Below are 17,417 nucleotides of genomic sequence, written 5' to 3'. Positions count from 1 at the left end.
ATGCACGGCGTTATCGGATGGTTCGTACGCAACAGCAAGGCCGCCAACCTGCTGATGATCATGATCCTTGTCGGCGGCATTTTCGGTATTTCCCATATCGGCCGCGAGGTGTTTCCGGCCATCAACCCGGGTATCGTGCGGGTGGAAATCAGCTATCCCGGTGCCGGCCCCAGGGAGGTGGAGCAGCAGGTCACCCTGCGGGTGGAGCAGGCCATCTCCGAGGTGAAAGGCATCAAGGAGGTGAATTCCTTCTCCCGCCGCAGTCACAGCTCGGTCCGGATCGAATCGGTGGACGGCTACGACGAGCTGCGCCTGCTGAACGACGTCAAGGTGCAGGTGGACTCCATCAACACCTTCCCCGAGAGCATCGAGCGCCCAGTGATCCAGCTGGAGGAGTGGGCGCCGCAGATGATGATGATCGCCATCGGCGGTCCGGTGGGCCCGCACCAGTTGAAGGACACGGCGCTGAAACTGCGCGATGAGCTGGTACTGCAGCCCGGCGTGCGCCGAGTGGATGTCTGGGGCGACCGCGCTGACGAGGTCTCGATCGAGGTCTCGGAAGTGGATCTGCGCCGCTACAACCTGACCTTCGACGATGTCGCCGACGCAGTGCGCCGCTCCTCCATCGACCTGCCCGCTGGCCTGGTGCGCTCGGACCGCGGCGATATCCAGGTGCAGACCCGCGGCCAGGCCTATACTGGCGACGATTTTGCCCGTATCCCGCTGGTCAGCCGCGCCGACGGCACCCAGTTGCTGCTCGGCGACGTGGCCGATATCGACGACGGTTTCGAGGAAGAGGGCTCGGTAATCCGCTTCAACGGCAAGCCGGCGATGAACCTGCGGGTGATGCAGGGCCAGCCGCTGGACGTGGTGGCCACCGCCGACCATATCAAGGAATTCATGGCCGAGACGCGCGAGCAGCTGCCGCCGGGGATGGAGTTTGAAATCTGGTTCGATTTCTCCAAATCCTACGAAGGCCGTATGGAACTGCTGGCCGGCAACGCCCTGGGTGGCCTGGTGCTGGTGTTCGTGCTGCTGATGCTGTTTCTGCGCCCGGCGCTGGCGATCTGGGTGACCATCGGTATCGCCACCGCTTTCATGGGCGCCTTCTGGTTGCTGCCGGTCACCGGCGTGACACTGAACATGCTGTCGCTGTTCGCCTTCCTGTTGATCCTGGGGATCGTGGTGGACGATGCGATCATCGTCGGCGAGGCGGTGCACGCTGCCCACGATCGGGGCCTCACCGGCCTGGAGGCAGCCGAGACCGGCGTCAAGCAGGTATCCTCGCCGGTACTCTTCGCCGTGGTTTCCACCATGGTGTTCTTCCTGCCCATGCTGTTTCTGCCCGGTAACACCTCGCAGATGATGCTGCCGCTGCCGGTGGTGGTATTGCTGTGCCTGGTCTTCTCGCTGATCGAGTCACTGCTGATCCTGCCGGCGCACCTGGTGAAGATGAAGCCGGAGAAAACCGCCACCTCGGGATTGGGGCTCAAGCTGCAGACGGTGCGCGGCAAATTCGCCGGCGCCATGAAAAAAGCCGGCGACAAATACTATATGCCGTTGCTGAAGAAATCCCTGTCCAACAGTCGCACGACGGTGATGATCTTCCTGATGTCGCTGCTGTTGTCCTTCGCGATTTTCGGCGGTGGTTATATCGGTTCCGCCTTTTCGCCCAAGGTGCCGTCAGACATGCTGGAGCTGGACACCACCATGGCGCCGGGGGAATCCTTCGGGGAAACCCGTCGGGTGATGGAGAAATTCGAGACCGCCGGAGAAAAACTCGCCGAGGATCCGGAACTGCTGGAGAAAAATGGCGGTAGGCCTTTCTTCGAGAACACCATGGTGTTCCTGTGGCGGGGCAGTGTCACTGTATTGATGCAGCTCACCGACGGCGAGGAGCGCGATGTCACCTCCGAGGAACTGGCGTTGCGCTGGCGCGAACTGATCGGCGAGCTGCCGGCCAGTGTCGAGGAAATGCGCATCCACCACACCATCAACGACGGTGGCTCTGGAATGTCCCTGAACCTGAGCACCGCCTCCGGGGATATGGACGAGCTGCGCATGGCCGCCGACGCGGTCAAGGATGCATTGGACAATTACGCCGGTGTCTACGATGTGCGCGACAACCTGGTCAGCGCGCGCCAGGATATCGAGATCCAGCTCAAGCCCCACGCCACCAACCTGGGCATCGACCTGGCGGGTGTGGCCAAACAGGTGCGCCAGGGGTTCTACGGTGAGGAAGTACAGCGCATTCCCCGCGGCCGCGAGGATGTGCGCGTGATGGTGCGCTATCCGGAAACCGAGCGGGCCAGCGAAGAACAGATGGACCGCATTCGCATCCGCACCAACGAGGGCGAGATCCCGTTCAGTGCGGTGGCCGATGCTGTCTATGTGCCCGGCTACACCACCATCCGCCGCCACGACCGCGAGCGCACGGCGCAGGTCACCGCAGAACTGACCCCGGGCACCTCCTCGGCGCACGAGATCCTGCAGCAACTGCGGAAGGAATATGTGCCGGAGTGGGAGAAGCAGTTCCCGGGCTTCACCCTCAAGACAGCCGGTGAAATGCAGGAAGAGCAGGAGTTCAACAGTGCCATCATCGCCTTCTTCGCGCTGTCGCTGTTTGCGATCTACGGATTGCTGGCGATCGCTTTCCGCTCCTACTCGCAACCGCTGCTGATCATGACCGCGGTGCCCTTCGGTTTCTTCGGCGCCATTCTCGGTCACCTGCTGCTGGGCTACGAGATCAGCATCATGTCCATGCTGGGCTTCCTGGCCGCCGCGGGCGTGGTAGTGAACGACAACCTGGTACTGATGGACCGCATCAACCAGTTGCGCGCCGAGGGCATGGCGGTGATGGACGCGGTGGTACAGGCGGGTCGCGACCGCTTCCGCCCGATCATCCTCACCTCCATCACCACTTTCGTGGGCCTGGTGCCGATCATGTTCGAGCGTTCCATCCAGGCGCAGTTCCTGATCCCGATGGTGGTGAGCCTGGCCTTCGGCGTCCTCTGCGCCACCTTCGTGACCCTGATCCTGGTACCCAACCTGTACAAGGTGATCGAAATTCTGCGGATGAAGATGAAAGGCCGCAAGGGAGACGAAGAGTTGCCGGTTGCCCTGGAAAAAGCCTGACGGCGAGCTCCCCTCTCCCATTGGGAGAGGGGCCGGGGGAGAGGGCGCCCGATCAGCCCCCCACCCCCGTTGCGTCCCCACACGCAGCCTGCCTAAAATATTCACGAGCCAAAGCCGACTCGACGTCGGCTTTTTTGTACGCGATCCCCGAGGAAATTCCGCCCATGCGCATCCCGCGTATCTACTCCCCCGACCCCCTGTGTGAAGGCAGCGAAGTACAACTGGACGAATCCGCCTCCCGCCACCTGGTCAAGGTGCTGCGCCTGTCCGCCGGCCGCCCGCTGGTCCTGTTCGACGGCCGCGGTGGAGAGTACAGTGCGGAGTTGGTGGAGACCGGCAAGCGCGCCCGCGCCCGTGCACTGGCGTTTTTCCCGGAAAACCGTGAATCGCCGCTGGCGCTCACCCTGGCCATCGGCATCTCCCGCGGCGACCGCTTCGACTGGGTGATACAGAAGGCCACCGAACTGGGTGCAGAGCGCATACAGCCCTTGTGGACTTCCCGCTGCGAGGTAAAACTGAGCGGCGAGCGGCTGCAGAAAAAACTCGGCCACTGGCGCCAGGTGGCAATCAGCGCCTGCGAACAGTGCGCCCGCAACCGGGTGCCGGAAATCGCCGAGCCGCGGAAACTGGCGAAGTTTCTCGATGACCGGGATGACGAGACACTGAAGCTGGTACTGCACCACCGCACCGAGAGGCAGTTGCACCGGCTGGAAGCCGAACGCGGCCGTCCGGACAGGGCGTTGCTGCTGGTGGGCCCGGAGGGCGGCCTGTCGGAAGCGGAAATCGACGCGGCGCTCGAGCGGGACTATCTGCCGCTGCGCCTGGGGCCCAGGGTACTGCGCACCGAGACGGCGCCGGTGGCGGCTATTTCAGTGCTGCAATATCAGTGGGGAGATTTCTGAGGGAACAGTACGTGGCGGAAAAGAATTCAGAGCCAGGATTCGTTCCAGTTCTGCTTATAGAGCTCCCCTCTCCCATTGGGAGAGGGGCCGGGGGAGAGGGCGCCGTTCGAGGCCCCCACTCCTAAACCACTTCAGGGAGAAGGAAAAATGGTAAAACTCATCCTCTGGCTACTGGCCCTGACCATCCTGGCCATATCCATCGCCGTCATCGTCAAGCCCCAGCTCGCGCGCGATATCACCGAGCGCCTGAACGAAACCGGCTACGCGGTTTCCGCTTGGGGCCGCATCATCATCGGCCTTATCCTGTTGTTGATTGCCGATACCCGCGCCTGGAATATCCTCTTCAATGCCCTGGGAGTGCTGCTGGTGCTGGTGGGGGCCTATACGCTGTTTATCGGCTTCGAGCGCAGCAAGGCACTGGCGTTGAAGATTGTCCACGGTAACGAAAATTTCCTGCGGGCCAGCGGCGCCGTCGGTGTGCTGCTAGGCCTGCTACTGCTTTCGGCGAGTTAGGGAATTTCTGTCCATGTTTGCCACTGAACTGGTGATTTTCGATTGCGACGGCGTGCTGGTGGATAGCGAGAGCATCGTCTGTCGCATCCTGGCCGAAGAGATGAACAAACTCGGTATGGAGACCACCGCCGAGGAACTGGACGAACAGTTCAGTGGCCGCCCGGCCAGGGATTGCCTGCTGGAAATCGAGACCCGCTACGGCGGCCCGCTGCCGGATGCCTATTTCGGCAATACCGAGCGCCGCATCCGCGAGGCCTTCCACAGCGAACTGCAGCCGATCACCGGTATCGAGGAGCTGCTCGATCACCTGCTGCAGGTCAACCTGCGCAGCTGCGTGGCCTCGTCCGGTTCCCACGAAAAAATGCAATTGACCCTGAACAGGACCGGCCTGTTCGAATACTTCGATGGCCGTATCTACAGCGCCGACGACGTCTCCCGCGGCAAGCCCCATCCGGACCTGTTCCTGCACGCCGCACAGTCCATGGGGGTGGAGCCCCAGCACTGCCTGGTAGTGGAGGATTCCATCGCCGGCGTCACGGCAGCGGTGGCGGCGGGTATGCCGGTAGTGGGCTACAGCAATCACCCGGTGCGTGTTCCGCAACTGGAAGAGGCGGGCGCGTGGGTGGTCAACGACCCGATGGCGGTGTTGAATTATCTCTGAGGTGGATCCCGGCGTTCCCGCCAACTCGATTTGGGGATGGTAGCGCGGACACTACAATGAGTCCGACGCCAGCTTAACCGGGAGTACCGCGTATGGAGAGCCTGTGCCGCTCTTCCTGTCTGCCCCTGGCCATCGGCCTGCTGTTCGCCGGTGCCCTTGCCCTGGGGGGCTGCCACGATCCACACAAGAAATACACCCTGGATCCGCTCACCGAAATAGTGACCGGCGAGGACGAGAAGATCGCGCGCAGTGCCGCTCCCTTCGCCGACGAAATGGTGCGCTACCTGCGCGGCAAGCCGCACGAGAACAATGGCGAGTTTGTCCTGCAGGTAAAGTTCAAGCCGGGCGGTTTTGCACCGCGCATGGACACGCTCGCCGAGATCGAGGCGCTACTGGTCATCATGCGGGATTTCCCGGGCCTGCGTGTCGCCATCGAGGGCCATACCGACAACGCCGGCGAGGCGGAAAAAAACCTGAAGCTATCCCAGTGGCGCGCGGACTGGGTACGCCGCTTCCTGATCGAGCGCGGCATCGACGCCCAGCGCATCACCGCCGAGGGATTCGGCGACACCCGACCCATCGCGGACAACGGTACCCCCGCTGGCCAGAAGCAGAACCGCCGGCTGGTCATCCGTGTACTCAATTTCGAGATACAGCAGACAAATACCAAAAAACAAGAATTGAATATCAGAAAGGTGGAATGGGGAGTCAATCCTCTTCTTAAGCTTGATAGCCAAAACTGATGCCTGATCACTGTTTTCTGGTATTTGATTTTTACTGGCTGTAGATTTTCCTCCTCCCCGCGCGACTACCCGGTGACGCACGGCTGAATCGGGGGTCCGTTGAGATACCTCTGCCTGGTTTATCCGCTACCATCGATCGATAACCATCCGCCCGTACCGCCTGCACTGCAAGCTGTGATGGGGTTGTCTCGCGCGATCTGAACCGGGCGATACAGTGGCTTGCCGGTGAACTGTTGCGCGACGGAGAGGTGGCCATTCTGCGCCGCCTGGACGCGAAGGTGGTCCCCGGCGCCAAACCTGTCAATGGAGATACGACCATGAAATACCTCTGCCTGGTGTACAGTGACGAGGACAGGCTGCACTCGCAGCCGGACAGCCCCGGGGACAGCGAGTGTCAGGCCTATGCGGAGTCCGTGGCCGGCAGCGGCCGCATGCTGGCGGCGGAAGCGCTGCAGCCGGTGGATACGGCCACCACCGTGCGCATGCGCGGCGGCGAGATGACGATCACCGACGGTCCCTTTGCCGAGACCAAGGAGCAACTGGCCGGTTTCTATCTGGTGGATGCCCACAACCTGGACGAGGCACTGGAGATCGCCGCCGACATCCCCGCCGCGCGTGTGGGCAGTGTGGAAGTGCGACCCGTGCGCGAACTTCAGGTGTAACCCTTGTGTTGCTCCCCTCTCCCCGGGGAGAGGGGACAATTTGGAACATCCACGAAACAGGAAACAACAACCATGCACATCAGCCCCTATCTCAATTTCGATGGCCAGTGCAAAGAGGCTTTCGAATTCTATGCCGAAGTACTGGGTGGCGAGATTGTTTTCATGTCTACTTTTGCCGAGGCGCCAGACGATGTCGACTGTTCCCCCGGCCTCAAGGACAAGATCATGCACGCGCAGCTTAAAGTCGGCGAGCAGATCATCATGGCCTCCGACGCCTCGCCGCAAAACTACGATATTCCCCAGGGGATCAATATCACCATCGGCGTCGATACCCCGGAAGAGGCGGAGCGCATCTACGAGGCGCTGTCGGAGGGCGGCACCGTGAGGATGCCGATGGAGGAAACCTTCTGGGCGAAACGCTTCGCCGTGTTCAGTGATCGCTTCGGTATTCCGTGGATGGTCAACTGCGACAAGTGATCGCCGGATAAACCCGGGTTAGCGCCGTCTTTCCCTGTATTCTTTTGCCAATCGGTGTTTGAATTGAGGTCACCTTTTCGTCAGCGAGAGCGAAGAATGGCGGTGCTGAACAGTGAAACCGTACAGCGGCGGCTGGAGGAAACCTACCGGGATGAATCCCGCCGCGTACTGGCGACATTGATCCGGTTGATCGGGGATTTCGAGCTGGCGGAGGAAGCGTTGCACGAGGCTTTCGCCGCCGCACTGAAACAGTGGCCGGAAGAAGGCATACCGGACAGCCCGCGCGCCTGGCTGGTTTCCACTGGCCGCTTCAAGGCCATCGACGTGATACGCCGGCGCAGGCGCCACGAATCCGCCGTCGACGAAATAGCCCGCGAGCTGGACGAGGGGGGTGGCGACCCCGCCGACTGGGCCGACGACCGCGTCGGCGACGACCATTTGCGCCTGGTTTTTACCTGCTGCCACCCCTCCCTGTCGATGGACGCACGGGTGGCGCTGACACTGCGGGAAGTCTGCGGCCTCACCACCGAGGAAATCGCCAGCGCCTTTCTCAGCAGCAGTGCCACCCTGGCCCAGCGCATCGTGCGGGCCAAAAAGAAGATCCGCAGCGCCGGTATTCCCTACCAGGTCCCCGGCCGGCGCGACCTGCCCGAACGCCTCGACGGCGTGCTCCCCGTCATCTACCTGGTGTTCAACGAAGGTTACTCCGCTTCCAGTGGCGAAACCCTGGTGCGCGCCGACCTGAGCCGCGAGGCCATCCGCCTGGGGCGGCTGCTCAATCAACTGCTGCCGAACCCCGAAGTGCAGGGATTGCTGGCCCTGATGCTGCTGAACGAATCCCGCCGTCGGGCCCGCACCGACGACACCGGCGACCTGGTATTGCTGGAAGACCAGGACCGGACCCTGTGGGACCGGCAGATGATCGCCGAGGGCGTGGAGCTGGTGGAAAGCGCCCTGCGTTCCCGCGGTTTCGGTCCCTACGCCCTGCAGGCGGCCATCGCCGCCATTCACGCCGAGGCACCCAGCGCCGCGGAAACCGACTGGACGGAAATTGTCGGCCTCTACGGCGTGTTGCGGCGCCTGGCGCCGTCGCCGGTGATTGAGTTGAACCGCGCCGTGGCGGTGGCCATGCGCGATGGGCCCGCCGCGGGGCTGGAGCTGGTGGAAGCCATTCTGGAGAACGGCGAACTCGGCGACTACCACCTGGCCCACGCGGCCCGCGCGGATCTGTTGCGGCGTATGGAAAGGTATGGAGAGGCGGAGGCCGCCTACCGACGGGCGATGGAGCTGGCGCAGCAGGGACCGGAAAAGAAATTCCTGCAAAAGCGCCTCGACCAGCTCCAACTGTAGATCGGGGTGAATGAGACGAAGTCCGACACAGTGTGTTGGACTTCGCGGAGTTCACTCCAATCTACGTATTTTCACGGGGCGGGTTGAAAAGGGGGAGAATCAAGCCTCCGGAATATCCAGCGCCCGCAGAATATCCGCGGTAGGGCTCACCTGGTTCATGGTGTAGAAATGCAGCCCCGGCGCACCGCCCTCGAGCAGGGTTTTGCAAAGGTCGGTGACCACTTCCAGCCCCAGTTTCTTGATATCTTCCGGATCGCGGAAGCTTTCCATCCGCTGGCGCAGCCAGCGCGGGATCTCCGCGCCGCAGTTGCGCGAGAAGCGCGCCAGGTTGGCGAAATTGGTGATCGGCATAATGCCCGGCACGATGGGCGCATCGATGTCGGCCTTCTGGCACTGGTCGATAAAATAGAAATACGCATCCGGGTTGTAGAAGTACTGGGTCAGCGCGCTGTCGGCGCCGGCCTCGAACTTGCCCTTCAGGTAGAAGATATCGTCGTCGTAGCTTTCGGACTCCGGGTGGATTTCCGGATAGGCGGCCACTTCCAGGTGGAACTGGTCGTCTGTGTGGCGGCGGATAAAGGCCACCAGTTCGTTGGCGTACACCAATTGCGCCACGGCGCCCATGCCCGATGGCATATCGCCGCGCAGGGCGACGATACGGTTTACCCCGGCCTCTTTATAGCGATTCAGCAATTCGAGAACCGTGTCCTCGTTATCGCCGCCGAACGACAGGTGCGGTGCGATGGAGATACCGTCGCCGCGCATATCGGTGACGATATTGGCGGTGGTGTCGCGGGTAGTGCCGCCGGCGCCATAGGTGACGGAGAAAAACTCCGGCTCGAACGCCTGCAGCGTTTCGCGGGTCTTGTACAGTTTTTCCCGGCCCTCGGGGGTTTTGGGCGGGAAGAATTCAAAGCTGATTCTGGGGGTGTCGGTCATTGTACTCACTTCCAGCCCCTCGGTGATCTGGATCCCGGATCAAGTCCGGGATGACGATAGTCGAATGCGCCATGCCGGCGCAGCGCCCGTGCCGGACATGATTCGGTACCGCCATCCAGCGCCGAGGTTGATTAATACTTGTAACTTTCCGGCTTGTAGGGCCCGTCCACGGAAACGCCGATATAGCCGGCCTGGTCTTCGGTCATGCGCGTAATCACGCCGCCGAAGCCCTGCACCATATAGCGGGCCACTTCCTCGTCCAGGTGTTTCGGCAGCACTTTCACGTACAGTGCCGGCACCTTCTGGTCCGCTGGCAGCTCGGCAAATTTTTCATTGAACAGGTGGATCTGGGCCAGCACCTGGTTGGCGAAAGAGCCGTCCATGATGCGGCTGGGGTGGCCGGTGGCGTTGCCCAGGTTGACCAGGCGGCCCTCGGACAGCAGCAGCAGGTGATCGTTGTCGGCCGCGTTGCGCACGATCTTGTGCACCTGCGGTTTCACTTCCTGCCACTGCCAGTTTTCGCGCATAAAGGCGGTGTCGATCTCGTTGTCGAAGTGGCCGATATTGCACACCACGGCGCCGCTCTTCAGCGCCTTCAGCATGGGCGCGTCGCAGACGGTGGTGTTCCCGGTGGTGGTGACGATCAGGTCGGTATTCGCCAGCAGTTCTTTATTCACACCTTCGTCGGTGCCGGTATTGACGCCGTCTCTATAAGGAGACACCAGCTCGAAGCCATCCATGCAGGCCTGCATGGCGCAGATGGGGTCCACCTCGGAGACTTTCACGATCATGCCTTCCTGGCGCAGGGAAGCGGCGGAGCCCTTCCCCACGTCGCCGTAGCCGATTACCAGCGCCTTCTTGCCGGACAGCAGGTGGTCGGTGCCGCGCTTGATGGCGTCGTTGAGGCTGTGGCGACAGCCGTACTTGTTGTCGTTCTTGCTCTTGGTGACGGCGTCGTTGACGTTGATGGCCGGCACTTTCAGCGTGCCCTCGCGCAGCATGTCCTGCAGGCGGTGTACGCCGGTAGTGGTCTCCTCACTGATGCCGTGGCAGTTGTCGAGGATTTCCGGGTATTTGCGGTGCAGCAGTTCGGTCAGGTCGCCGCCGTCGTCGAGGATCAGGTTCGGCTGCCAGCCGGCCACGTCCGCGCCCACGGTGCGCTCCAGGCACCACTCGTATTCTTCCTCGGTTTCCCCCTTCCAGGCGAACACCGGAATACCGCTGGCGGCGATGGCCGCGGCGGCGTGATCCTGGGTGGAGAAAATATTGCACGAGGACCAGCGCACTTCCGCGCCCAGCGCCACCAGTGTCTCGATCAGCACTGCGGTCTGGATGGTCATGTGGATACAGCCCATGATGCGCGCGCCGGCCAGCGGCTGCTCGGCCCGGTACTTTTCCCGCAGGGTCATCAGCGCCGGCATCTCGCCCTCGGCGATCTCGATCTCGCGGCGGCCCCAGTCGGCCAGTGCGATGTCGGCGACTTTGAAGTCTTTGAATTCGGTGCTCATCTGGTTCATGTCCTTACCTCTATTCTCGGTAGGGTGCGCCGTGCGCACCGTTGCTTCTATCGGTGCGCACGGCGCACCCTACTGCACAATTTTTCGGGTTCGGCGATTAAATTCCGGCGTGCGAACGCAGGATTTCCGCCTTGTCGGTTTTTTCCCACGGAAACGCGGTAAAGGTCTCTGTATGCGTTTCGCCGTTACCGTCGACCCACTCGTAGCTGTGTTCGAACGGCTCGCGACCGAAGTGGCCGTAGGCGGCGGTGAGCTGGTACATCGGGTGCAGCAGGTCCAGCGCCCTGGAGATGGCGTGGGGGCGCAGGTCGAAGTGCTCGCGCACCAGTTCGATCAGTTTGTCTTCGCTCACCTTGCCAGTACCGAAAGTATTGATGGAGACCGAAGTCGGTTCGGCCACGCCGATGGCGTAGGAAACCTGGATTTCGCAGCGCTTGGCGAGGCCGGCGGCGACGATGTTTTTTGCTACGTAGCGGCCGGCGTAGGCGGCGGAGCGATCCACCTTGGAGGGGTCCTTGCCGGAGAAGGCGCCGCCGCCGTGGCGCGCGGAGCCGCCGTAGGTGTCGACGATGATCTTGCGCCCGGTGAGGCCGCAGTCGCCGACCGGACCGCCGATCACGAACTTGCCGGTGGGGTTGATATGGTACTGGGTGTCCTCGTGCAGCCACTCTTCCGGCAGTACATGGTGCACGATCAGTTCCAGCACCGCCTCGCGCAGGTCTTCCTGGCTGACGTCCGGGTTGTGCTGGGTGGACAGTACCACCGCGTCGATGGCGCAGGGGCGGCCGTCGTCGTCGTAGCGGAAGGTAATCTGGCTCTTGGCGTCCGGGCGCAGCCACGGCAGCAGGCCGGACTTGCGCGCTTCCGCCTGGCGCTCCACCAGGCGGTGGGCGTAGTAGACGGGGGCCGGCATGAAGGTGGGGGTCTCGTCGGTGGCGTAGCCGAACATCAGGCCCTGGTCGCCGGCGCCCTGGTCTTCCGGCTTGCTGCGGTCGACCCCCTGGGCGATATCCACGGACTGCTTGCCGATCACGTTGATCACGCCGCAAGTATCGCCGTCGTAGCCGACATCCGAAGACGTATAGCCGATATCCAGGATCACCTCGCGCACCAGGTCTTCCAGGTCCACCCAGGCGCTGGTGGAGATCTCGCCGGCAATCACGGCGATACCGGTTTTCACCAGCGTCTCGCAGGCCACGCGTGCCTGCTTGTCCCGCGCCAGCAGCGCGTCCAGAACTGCATCGGAAATCTGGTCGGCGATTTTGTCCGGATGACCTTCGGACACGGACTCCGAGGTAAACAGTCTGTATTCACTCATGTGAGAGTCTCCTTGTTTTTGCCTGTGGCAAAAATAAAAAATTCTGCTCTGTAGGAGCCTGCAGGGGCCGGTCAGGGTTTCAGGAATTCCCGTATCTGGATCTGGAATCCATTGCGCAGCGCACTGTAGACACTGCGCCCGTTCTGCAGGCCCGCGTCCTGCGCCCAGCCGGCGAGCTGTTCCGGCGCAAAGCCCAGCCACAGATCGCCGCAGGCCTCGCGGGCCCAGTCCTGTTTGTGGTCCTGCAGTTCTGCCACCAGCAGCTGGCCGCCGCTTTTCAGCGCCGCCTGCAGGTCGCGGAATATCTGTGCCGGCTCCGGGGTGTGGTGCAGCACCATATTCACCACGATGCTGTCGGCGCTGTCCGGTCGCGCGGCCGCCTCGCGGGTATCGCCGCAGACGAATTCGATATTCCCCAGCTTCCGCTCGCCGGCAAACTGCCGGGCCCGCGCCAGCATGGTTGCGGACAGGTCCAGCGCGGTGACCTGCCGGAAGCACCCGGCCAGTTCGGCGAGAAACTCGCCCTCGCCGGGGCCCACCTCCAGCGCCGCGCCGCCGGCTTTGAGCAGTTGCGCCACCTGTGGGCCGTAGACCTCGTAGCCGGCGATCAGCTCCTGCTGTTCGCGGAAGCGGTTGCCGTAGTCGGCGAAGAAGCGTCGCGAGGCCTCGGCGCGTTCCCGGGCCACCTGCTCCACCTTTGCCGCGCGCTCGGGGGCCAGCGGCAGCCAGTCCAGGCTGGCGAACAGTGGCTGCAGGCGGTCGTCGTGGCTGCTGCGCCGGTAGAAGAGGTTGTTGCCCTCGCGGCGCTTGTTGACCAGTCCCGCCTGCGCCAGCACTTTCAGGTGATGGGACAGGGCCGGCTGGCGCAGATCGAAGATGCGGCACAGCTCCAACACGCTGTAGGAGTCCTGGCTCAGCAGGCGCAATATCTCCAGTCGCAGCGGATCGCCGGCCGCCTTCAGGCGCGCGGCCAGTTGCGCGATGGCGTCGCCGTCTGCGTTGTCGGCGGTATCCGGAGCGGGCTGGGATTGAAGCATGGCGGCGAGTTTAGCACTGGCTGCCCTCTGTATCAAAGTTTTTTGATATAGGTGCATAAAGAAATCTTGATGCAGGTTGCTGTCTTGATGTGCTGAATGGTAGCGATACCATTATTGGCCCGAAATTCGCCGCAACGGCCCGTCGCCTTTGCGCCCCGCGGCGGATTGCGGGAGAATACGCCTCCTTTTTAGCCGCCGCGGCCCGGGCCAGTGCCCGGTGCCGCACGAACCGACCAGAGAGCCGAGCCCTATGAGTTCCAGCAACCCTTCCCGCACCGAACTGGCCAATGCCGTTCGCGCCCTGTCCATGGATGCCGTGCAGAAAGCCAAGAGCGGCCACCCCGGCGCCCCCATGGGCATGGCGGATATCGCCGAAGTCCTGTGGAACGACTATCTCAAGCACAACCCGGCCAACCCGGACTGGGCCGACCGCGACCGCTTCGTGCTGTCCAACGGCCACGGTTCCATGCTGCTCTACTCGCTGCTGCACCTGTCCGGTTACGAACTGCCGATGGAGGAGCTGAAGAGCTTCCGCCAGCTCCACTCCAAAACCCCGGGCCACCCGGAGTACGGCTACGCGCCGGGCGTCGAGACCACCACCGGACCGCTGGGCCAGGGGCTCACCAACGCCGTGGGTATGGCGCTGGCGGAAAAAGTTCTGGCGGCCCAGTTCAACCGCCCCGGCTACGAGCTGGTGGATCACCACACCTACACCTTCATGGGCGACGGCTGCCTGATGGAGGGCGTCTCTCACGAAGCCTGCTCCCTGGCCGGCACCCTGGGCCTGGGCAAGCTGATCGCCTTCTACGACGACAACGGCATCTCCATCGACGGCGAGGTGCGGGGCTGGTTTACCGACGATACCCCCAAGCGCTTCGAATCCTACGGCTGGCATGTGGTCCCCAATGTAGACGGCCACGATTCCGCGGCGGTCAAGAAAGCCATCGAAGAAGCCCGCGCGGAGACCGATAAACCCACCATCATCTGCTGCAAGACCGTGATCGGTTTCGGTTCCCCCAACAAGCAGGGCCGCGAAGAGTGCCACGGCGCGGCGCTGGGCGAGGAAGAAGTCGCGCTGGTGCGCGAAACCATCAACTGGCCCCACGCGCCCTTCGAGATCCCCGAGGATATCTACGCAGGCTGGGATGCGCGCGGCAAGGGCGAGGCCCAGGAAGACGAGTGGAAGGATATCTTCGCCGACTATCGCGAGGCCTTCCCGGAACTGGCGGACGAGTTCGAGCGCCGTGTCAGCGGCGAGCTGCCGGCGGACTTCCCGGTGAAAGCCGACGAGTACATCCGGGAGTGCCAGGATAAAGCCGAGAAGCTAGCCTCGCGCAAGGCCAGCCAGAACACCCTCAACGCCCTAGGCCCGCTGCTGCCGGAATTCCTCGGCGGCTCCGCCGACCTGGCCGGCTCCAACCTCACCATCTGGTCCGACTCGAAAACCGTGACTGCCGACGATGCCTCGGGCAACTACGTCTACTACGGCGTGCGGGAGTTCGGCATGAGCGCCATCATGAACGGCATTGCCCTGCACGGCGGCTTCGTGCCCTACGGCGCGACCTTCCTGATGTTCATGGAGTACGCCCGCAATGCCGTGCGCATGGCCTCGCTGATGAAGCAGCGGGTGATCTTTGTCTACACCCACGACTCCATCGGCCTGGGCGAAGACGGCCCCACCCACCAGGCGGTGGAGCAGCTCACCGCCCTGCGCGCCACGCCCAACCTGCATACCTGGCGGCCCTGCGACACCACCGAATCCGCAGTGAGCTGGAAAATGGCCGTCAGCCGCGGCGACGGCCCCAGCGCACTGGTCTTCAGTCGCCAGGGCCTGGCGCCGCAGAAACGCGACCAAGCCCAACTGGCACAGATCGAAAAGGGCGGCTATGTACTGGCGGACTGCGAGGGTGCCCCGGAAGCCATCATCATCGCCACCGGTTCCGAAGTGGAACTGGCCATGGCGGCGAAGGAACAGCTGGCCGACAAAAAGATCCGCGTGGTTTCCATGCCCTGTGCCGAAGCCTTTATGGAGCAGGACGAGTCCTACCGCGAGTCCGTGCTGCCGTCGAGCGTGCGCACCCGCGTCGCGGTCGAGGCCGGCCACAGGGACTACTGGTACAAGTTCGTCGGCTTCGACGGCGATATCGTCGGCATGAACACCTTCGGCGAATCCGCCCCCGGCGGCGAGCTGATGAAGTACTTCGGCTTCACCGCCGACAATGTGGCAGAGACTGTAGAAAAGCTGCTGAAATAACATCCAGCCACTCTGGATGCCGATACCGAATCAAGTCTGGTACAGGCTTTGTGCCGGCATGACGACTGCAATGTCGTCATCCCGGCGCAGGCCGGGATCCAGTGTCCCCGGAGTTTAATTCCTATGCCGAAGTTGGCTACCAACCGATGACTGTCCGCCTCGCCATCAACGGCTACGGCCGCATCGGCCGCTCCGTCCTCCGCGCCCTCTACGAAGGCGGCGCCCGCGATCAATTGCAGATAGTCGCGATCAACGAACTGGCCGACTGCGCCACCATCGCCCACCTGACCAAGTACGACTCCGTCCACGGTAGATTTACCGGTGAAGTATCTACGCCGCCCCCCTCTCCCTCCGGCACACTCCCCTCTCCCTCTGGGAGAGGGGCCGGGGGAGAGGGCAGCTCGGACACCCTCGTGGTTAACAACGACCCCATAACCATCACCCACCACGAAAACCTCGAAGACCTCAACTGGCGCAAGGAAAACGTCGACATAGTGCTCGAATGCACCGGCAGCTTCACCGAGCGCGAACGCGCCGAGTTGCACCTAAAAGCCGGCGCCAAAAAAGTACTCTTCTCCCAACCCGCCAACCGCGATGTGGATGCCACCATCGTCTACGGCGTTAACGACAGAACTCTCACCGGCAGTGAGACCATCGTCTCCGCCGCCTCCTGCACCACCAACTGCAGTGTGCCGGTCATCTCTGCGCTGGACAAAACCTTCGGTATCGATGCCGGCGTCATCACCACCATCCATTCGGCGATGAACGACCAGCCGGTAAGCGATGCCTACCACCACACGGATCTCAGAAAAACCCGCTCGGCGATGACTTCGATCATCCCGGTCGACACCGGCCTCGCCCGCGGTATCGAACGCATACTCCCCAGCCTGGCCGGCCGCTTCGAAGCCCAGGCCATGCGCGTGCCCACCGTCAATGTTTCCGCCATTGACCTGTCCGTGCAGCTACACAAACCCGTTACCCAGGCCGAGGTCAACGCCCTGCTGAAATCTGCCGCCGAAAGCGAGTTTTCCGGTGTGCTTGGCTATACCGAGGAACCCCTCGCCTCCTGCGATTTCAACCACGATCCCCGCTCCGGCATTGTGGATGCCAGCCAGACCCGTGTGGCCGGCGGCAATCTGGTGAAGGTGTTGATCTGGTTTGATAACGAGTGGGGGTTTGCCAACCGGATGTTGAATGTTGCTCGGTCTCTGGTGTGCAGCTCGTAGAGCAGGCCTTAGCCCGAAATGTATATTTCCGGGCAAATAATGCTCGATCTTTCCTTTTGTAGCCTGTTGTCTGCATTCTACGCAATGCGTCAATCTGACCTATACGGCAGTTCATGCAGTTTAGGGATGGCTGTAATTGCATGTAATGACGTTGAGCTTTTCGTCAATGTTTAAGTGCAGTTAAACTCTGGTGCGAAATTTACTTCCGGATGGATTCTGCTCTTCTCTTACTTTCTGTTTGACCGCAATTTTTAAGGGCCAGAGGAGGCAGCTTTTCTACTCCAATTATAAGAAGATTCGTCGAGGCGGGTGATGCGGTTTAGGAAATTCTTTGTTGTTGCCGTGATGGCATTGTTGCCGATTGCTAATGCTGCATATGCCAGCGTGTTATCTCCCTCCTATGACCCTGATGGCACATTTACCGTTTCTTGGGATAGTGGTTACTTCGGTCCGGAGGTGAAAGAGTATAAGAATGGTGTCTATCAAAGAACAATAACCCCAGAGGCCACTGCTACTTCCGTTACAATATCGGGCCGGTCAGACGGGATATGGAAGTATACCGTCCGCGCTGAAGACATAAGTGGTGGTGGCGGTGGAGAGCCATTGTGGGCGTTTGTCGAAAAGATCAAGAAGAACCCTCGCGGTTTCGGATAATAAGTGCAATTGGTAAGAGAGAGGCCAGC

14 protein-coding genes are annotated in these 17,417 nt (G+C 62.1%); 10 read left to right on the top strand and 4 right to left on the bottom strand.

The window, feature by feature from the left end; genetic code table 11:
- From OQE62_RS06285 to OQE62_RS06250, 8 genes are all read left to right on the top strand, one after another.
- Entirely contained in the window at nt 1–3,135 is a 3,135-nt protein-coding gene (locus OQE62_RS06285) for an efflux RND transporter permease subunit (RefSeq protein WP_265721153.1), read from the top strand.
- 164 nt (nt 3,136–3,299) lie between these two features.
- A complete protein-coding gene (locus OQE62_RS06280) occupies nt 3,300–4,037 on the top strand; it encodes a 16S rRNA (uracil(1498)-N(3))-methyltransferase (protein WP_265721152.1) in 738 nt (245 codons plus the stop codon).
- 147 nt (nt 4,038–4,184) lie between these two features.
- Nucleotides 4,185–4,550 carry a hypothetical protein gene (locus tag OQE62_RS06275; RefSeq protein ID WP_265721151.1) on the top strand — a complete coding sequence of 122 codons (366 nt, stop codon included), beginning with the start codon at nt 4,185–4,187 and terminating at the stop codon, nt 4,548–4,550.
- 13 nt (nt 4,551–4,563) lie between these two features.
- Nucleotides 4,564–5,211, top strand: coding sequence for an HAD family hydrolase (locus OQE62_RS06270; RefSeq protein WP_265721150.1), 648 nt, complete (start codon nt 4,564–4,566; stop codon nt 5,209–5,211).
- Nucleotides 5,212–5,303: 92 nt separating this feature from the next.
- Nucleotides 5,304–5,954, top strand: a complete 651-nt coding sequence (locus tag OQE62_RS06265; protein ID WP_265721149.1) for an OmpA family protein — start codon at nt 5,304–5,306, stop codon at nt 5,952–5,954.
- A 233-nt stretch (nt 5,955–6,187) separates the two neighbouring features.
- A complete protein-coding gene (locus OQE62_RS06260) occupies nt 6,188–6,616 on the top strand; it encodes a YciI family protein (protein ID WP_265721148.1) in 429 nt (142 codons plus the stop codon).
- 72 nt (nt 6,617–6,688) lie between these two features.
- On the top strand, nt 6,689–7,093 hold the full coding sequence (locus OQE62_RS06255; protein WP_265721147.1) for a VOC family protein: 405 nt from the start codon (nt 6,689–6,691) through the stop codon (nt 7,091–7,093).
- 96 nt (nt 7,094–7,189) lie between these two features.
- Nucleotides 7,190–8,443: an RNA polymerase sigma factor gene (locus OQE62_RS06250; protein ID WP_265721146.1), complete on the top strand. Its 1,254-nt coding sequence runs from the start codon at nt 7,190–7,192 to the stop codon at nt 8,441–8,443.
- A gap of 99 nt (nt 8,444–8,542) precedes the next feature.
- Here the strand turns inward: OQE62_RS06250 and metF are convergent, their stop codons facing one another.
- The 4 genes from metF to OQE62_RS06230 form a co-directional block, all read right to left on the bottom strand.
- Nucleotides 8,543–9,382 (bottom strand): methylenetetrahydrofolate reductase [NAD(P)H], encoded by an 840-nt coding sequence (gene metF / locus OQE62_RS06245; RefSeq protein ID WP_265721145.1) that lies wholly within the window; start codon nt 9,380–9,382, stop codon nt 8,543–8,545.
- A gap of 131 nt (nt 9,383–9,513) precedes the next feature.
- The gene (gene ahcY, locus OQE62_RS06240; protein WP_265721144.1) at nt 9,514–10,899 is read right to left on the bottom strand and encodes an adenosylhomocysteinase; all 1,386 of its coding nucleotides are present in this window, start codon (nt 10,897–10,899) and stop codon (nt 9,514–9,516) included.
- A gap of 97 nt (nt 10,900–10,996) precedes the next feature.
- Nucleotides 10,997–12,217 carry a methionine adenosyltransferase gene (metK, locus tag OQE62_RS06235; protein ID WP_265721143.1) on the bottom strand — a complete coding sequence of 407 codons (1,221 nt, stop codon included), beginning with the start codon at nt 12,215–12,217 and terminating at the stop codon, nt 10,997–10,999.
- 71 nt (nt 12,218–12,288) lie between these two features.
- Nucleotides 12,289–13,254 carry a metalloregulator ArsR/SmtB family transcription factor gene (locus OQE62_RS06230; protein WP_265721142.1) on the bottom strand — a complete coding sequence of 322 codons (966 nt, stop codon included), beginning with the start codon at nt 13,252–13,254 and terminating at the stop codon, nt 12,289–12,291.
- Nucleotides 13,255–13,504: 250 nt separating this feature from the next.
- Between OQE62_RS06230 and tkt the strand changes: the two genes are divergently transcribed.
- The gene (gene tkt / locus OQE62_RS06225) at nt 13,505–15,508 is read left to right on the top strand and encodes a transketolase (protein WP_265721141.1); all 2,004 of its coding nucleotides are present in this window, start codon (nt 13,505–13,507) and stop codon (nt 15,506–15,508) included.
- Between the two features lie 146 nt (nt 15,509–15,654).
- Nucleotides 15,655–16,734: a type I glyceraldehyde-3-phosphate dehydrogenase gene (locus OQE62_RS06220; RefSeq protein WP_265721140.1), complete on the top strand. Its 1,080-nt coding sequence runs from the start codon at nt 15,655–15,657 to the stop codon at nt 16,732–16,734.
- Nucleotides 16,735–17,417 lie beyond the last annotated feature (683 nt).

This window comes from Microbulbifer halophilus (genome assembly GCF_026183675.1).
Lineage (GTDB): Bacteria > Pseudomonadota > Gammaproteobacteria > Pseudomonadales > Cellvibrionaceae > Microbulbifer > Microbulbifer halophilus.
This window is presented reverse-complemented; position numbering and strand designations above follow the sequence as displayed.

What these genes read in the sequence shown, in the direction of transcription:
- OQE62_RS06285 (WP_265721153.1), top strand. Translation starts at nt 1, where the DNA reads ATGCACGGCGTTATCGGATGGTTCGTACGCAACAGCAAGGCCGCCAAC.
- OQE62_RS06280 (WP_265721152.1), top strand. Translation starts at nt 3,300, where the DNA reads ATGCGCATCCCGCGTATCTACTCCCCCGACCCCCTGTGTGAAGGCAGC.
- OQE62_RS06275 (WP_265721151.1), top strand. Translation starts at nt 4,185, where the DNA reads ATGGTAAAACTCATCCTCTGGCTACTGGCCCTGACCATCCTGGCCATA.
- OQE62_RS06270 (WP_265721150.1), top strand. Translation starts at nt 4,564, where the DNA reads ATGTTTGCCACTGAACTGGTGATTTTCGATTGCGACGGCGTGCTGGTG.
- OQE62_RS06265 (WP_265721149.1), top strand. Translation starts at nt 5,304, where the DNA reads ATGGAGAGCCTGTGCCGCTCTTCCTGTCTGCCCCTGGCCATCGGCCTG.
- OQE62_RS06255 (WP_265721147.1), top strand. Translation starts at nt 6,689, where the DNA reads ATGCACATCAGCCCCTATCTCAATTTCGATGGCCAGTGCAAAGAGGCT.
- OQE62_RS06250 (WP_265721146.1), top strand. Translation starts at nt 7,190, where the DNA reads ATGGCGGTGCTGAACAGTGAAACCGTACAGCGGCGGCTGGAGGAAACC.
- metF (WP_265721145.1), bottom strand. Translation starts at nt 9,382, where the DNA reads ATGACCGACACCCCCAGAATCAGCTTTGAATTCTTCCCGCCCAAAACC.
- ahcY (WP_265721144.1), bottom strand. Translation starts at nt 10,899, where the DNA reads ATGAACCAGATGAGCACCGAATTCAAAGACTTCAAAGTCGCCGACATC.
- metK (WP_265721143.1), bottom strand. Translation starts at nt 12,217, where the DNA reads ATGAGTGAATACAGACTGTTTACCTCGGAGTCCGTGTCCGAAGGTCAT.
- OQE62_RS06230 (WP_265721142.1), bottom strand. Translation starts at nt 13,254, where the DNA reads ATGCTTCAATCCCAGCCCGCTCCGGATACCGCCGACAACGCAGACGGC.
- tkt (WP_265721141.1), top strand. Translation starts at nt 13,505, where the DNA reads ATGAGTTCCAGCAACCCTTCCCGCACCGAACTGGCCAATGCCGTTCGC.
- OQE62_RS06220 (WP_265721140.1), top strand. Translation starts at nt 15,655, where the DNA reads ATGACTGTCCGCCTCGCCATCAACGGCTACGGCCGCATCGGCCGCTCC.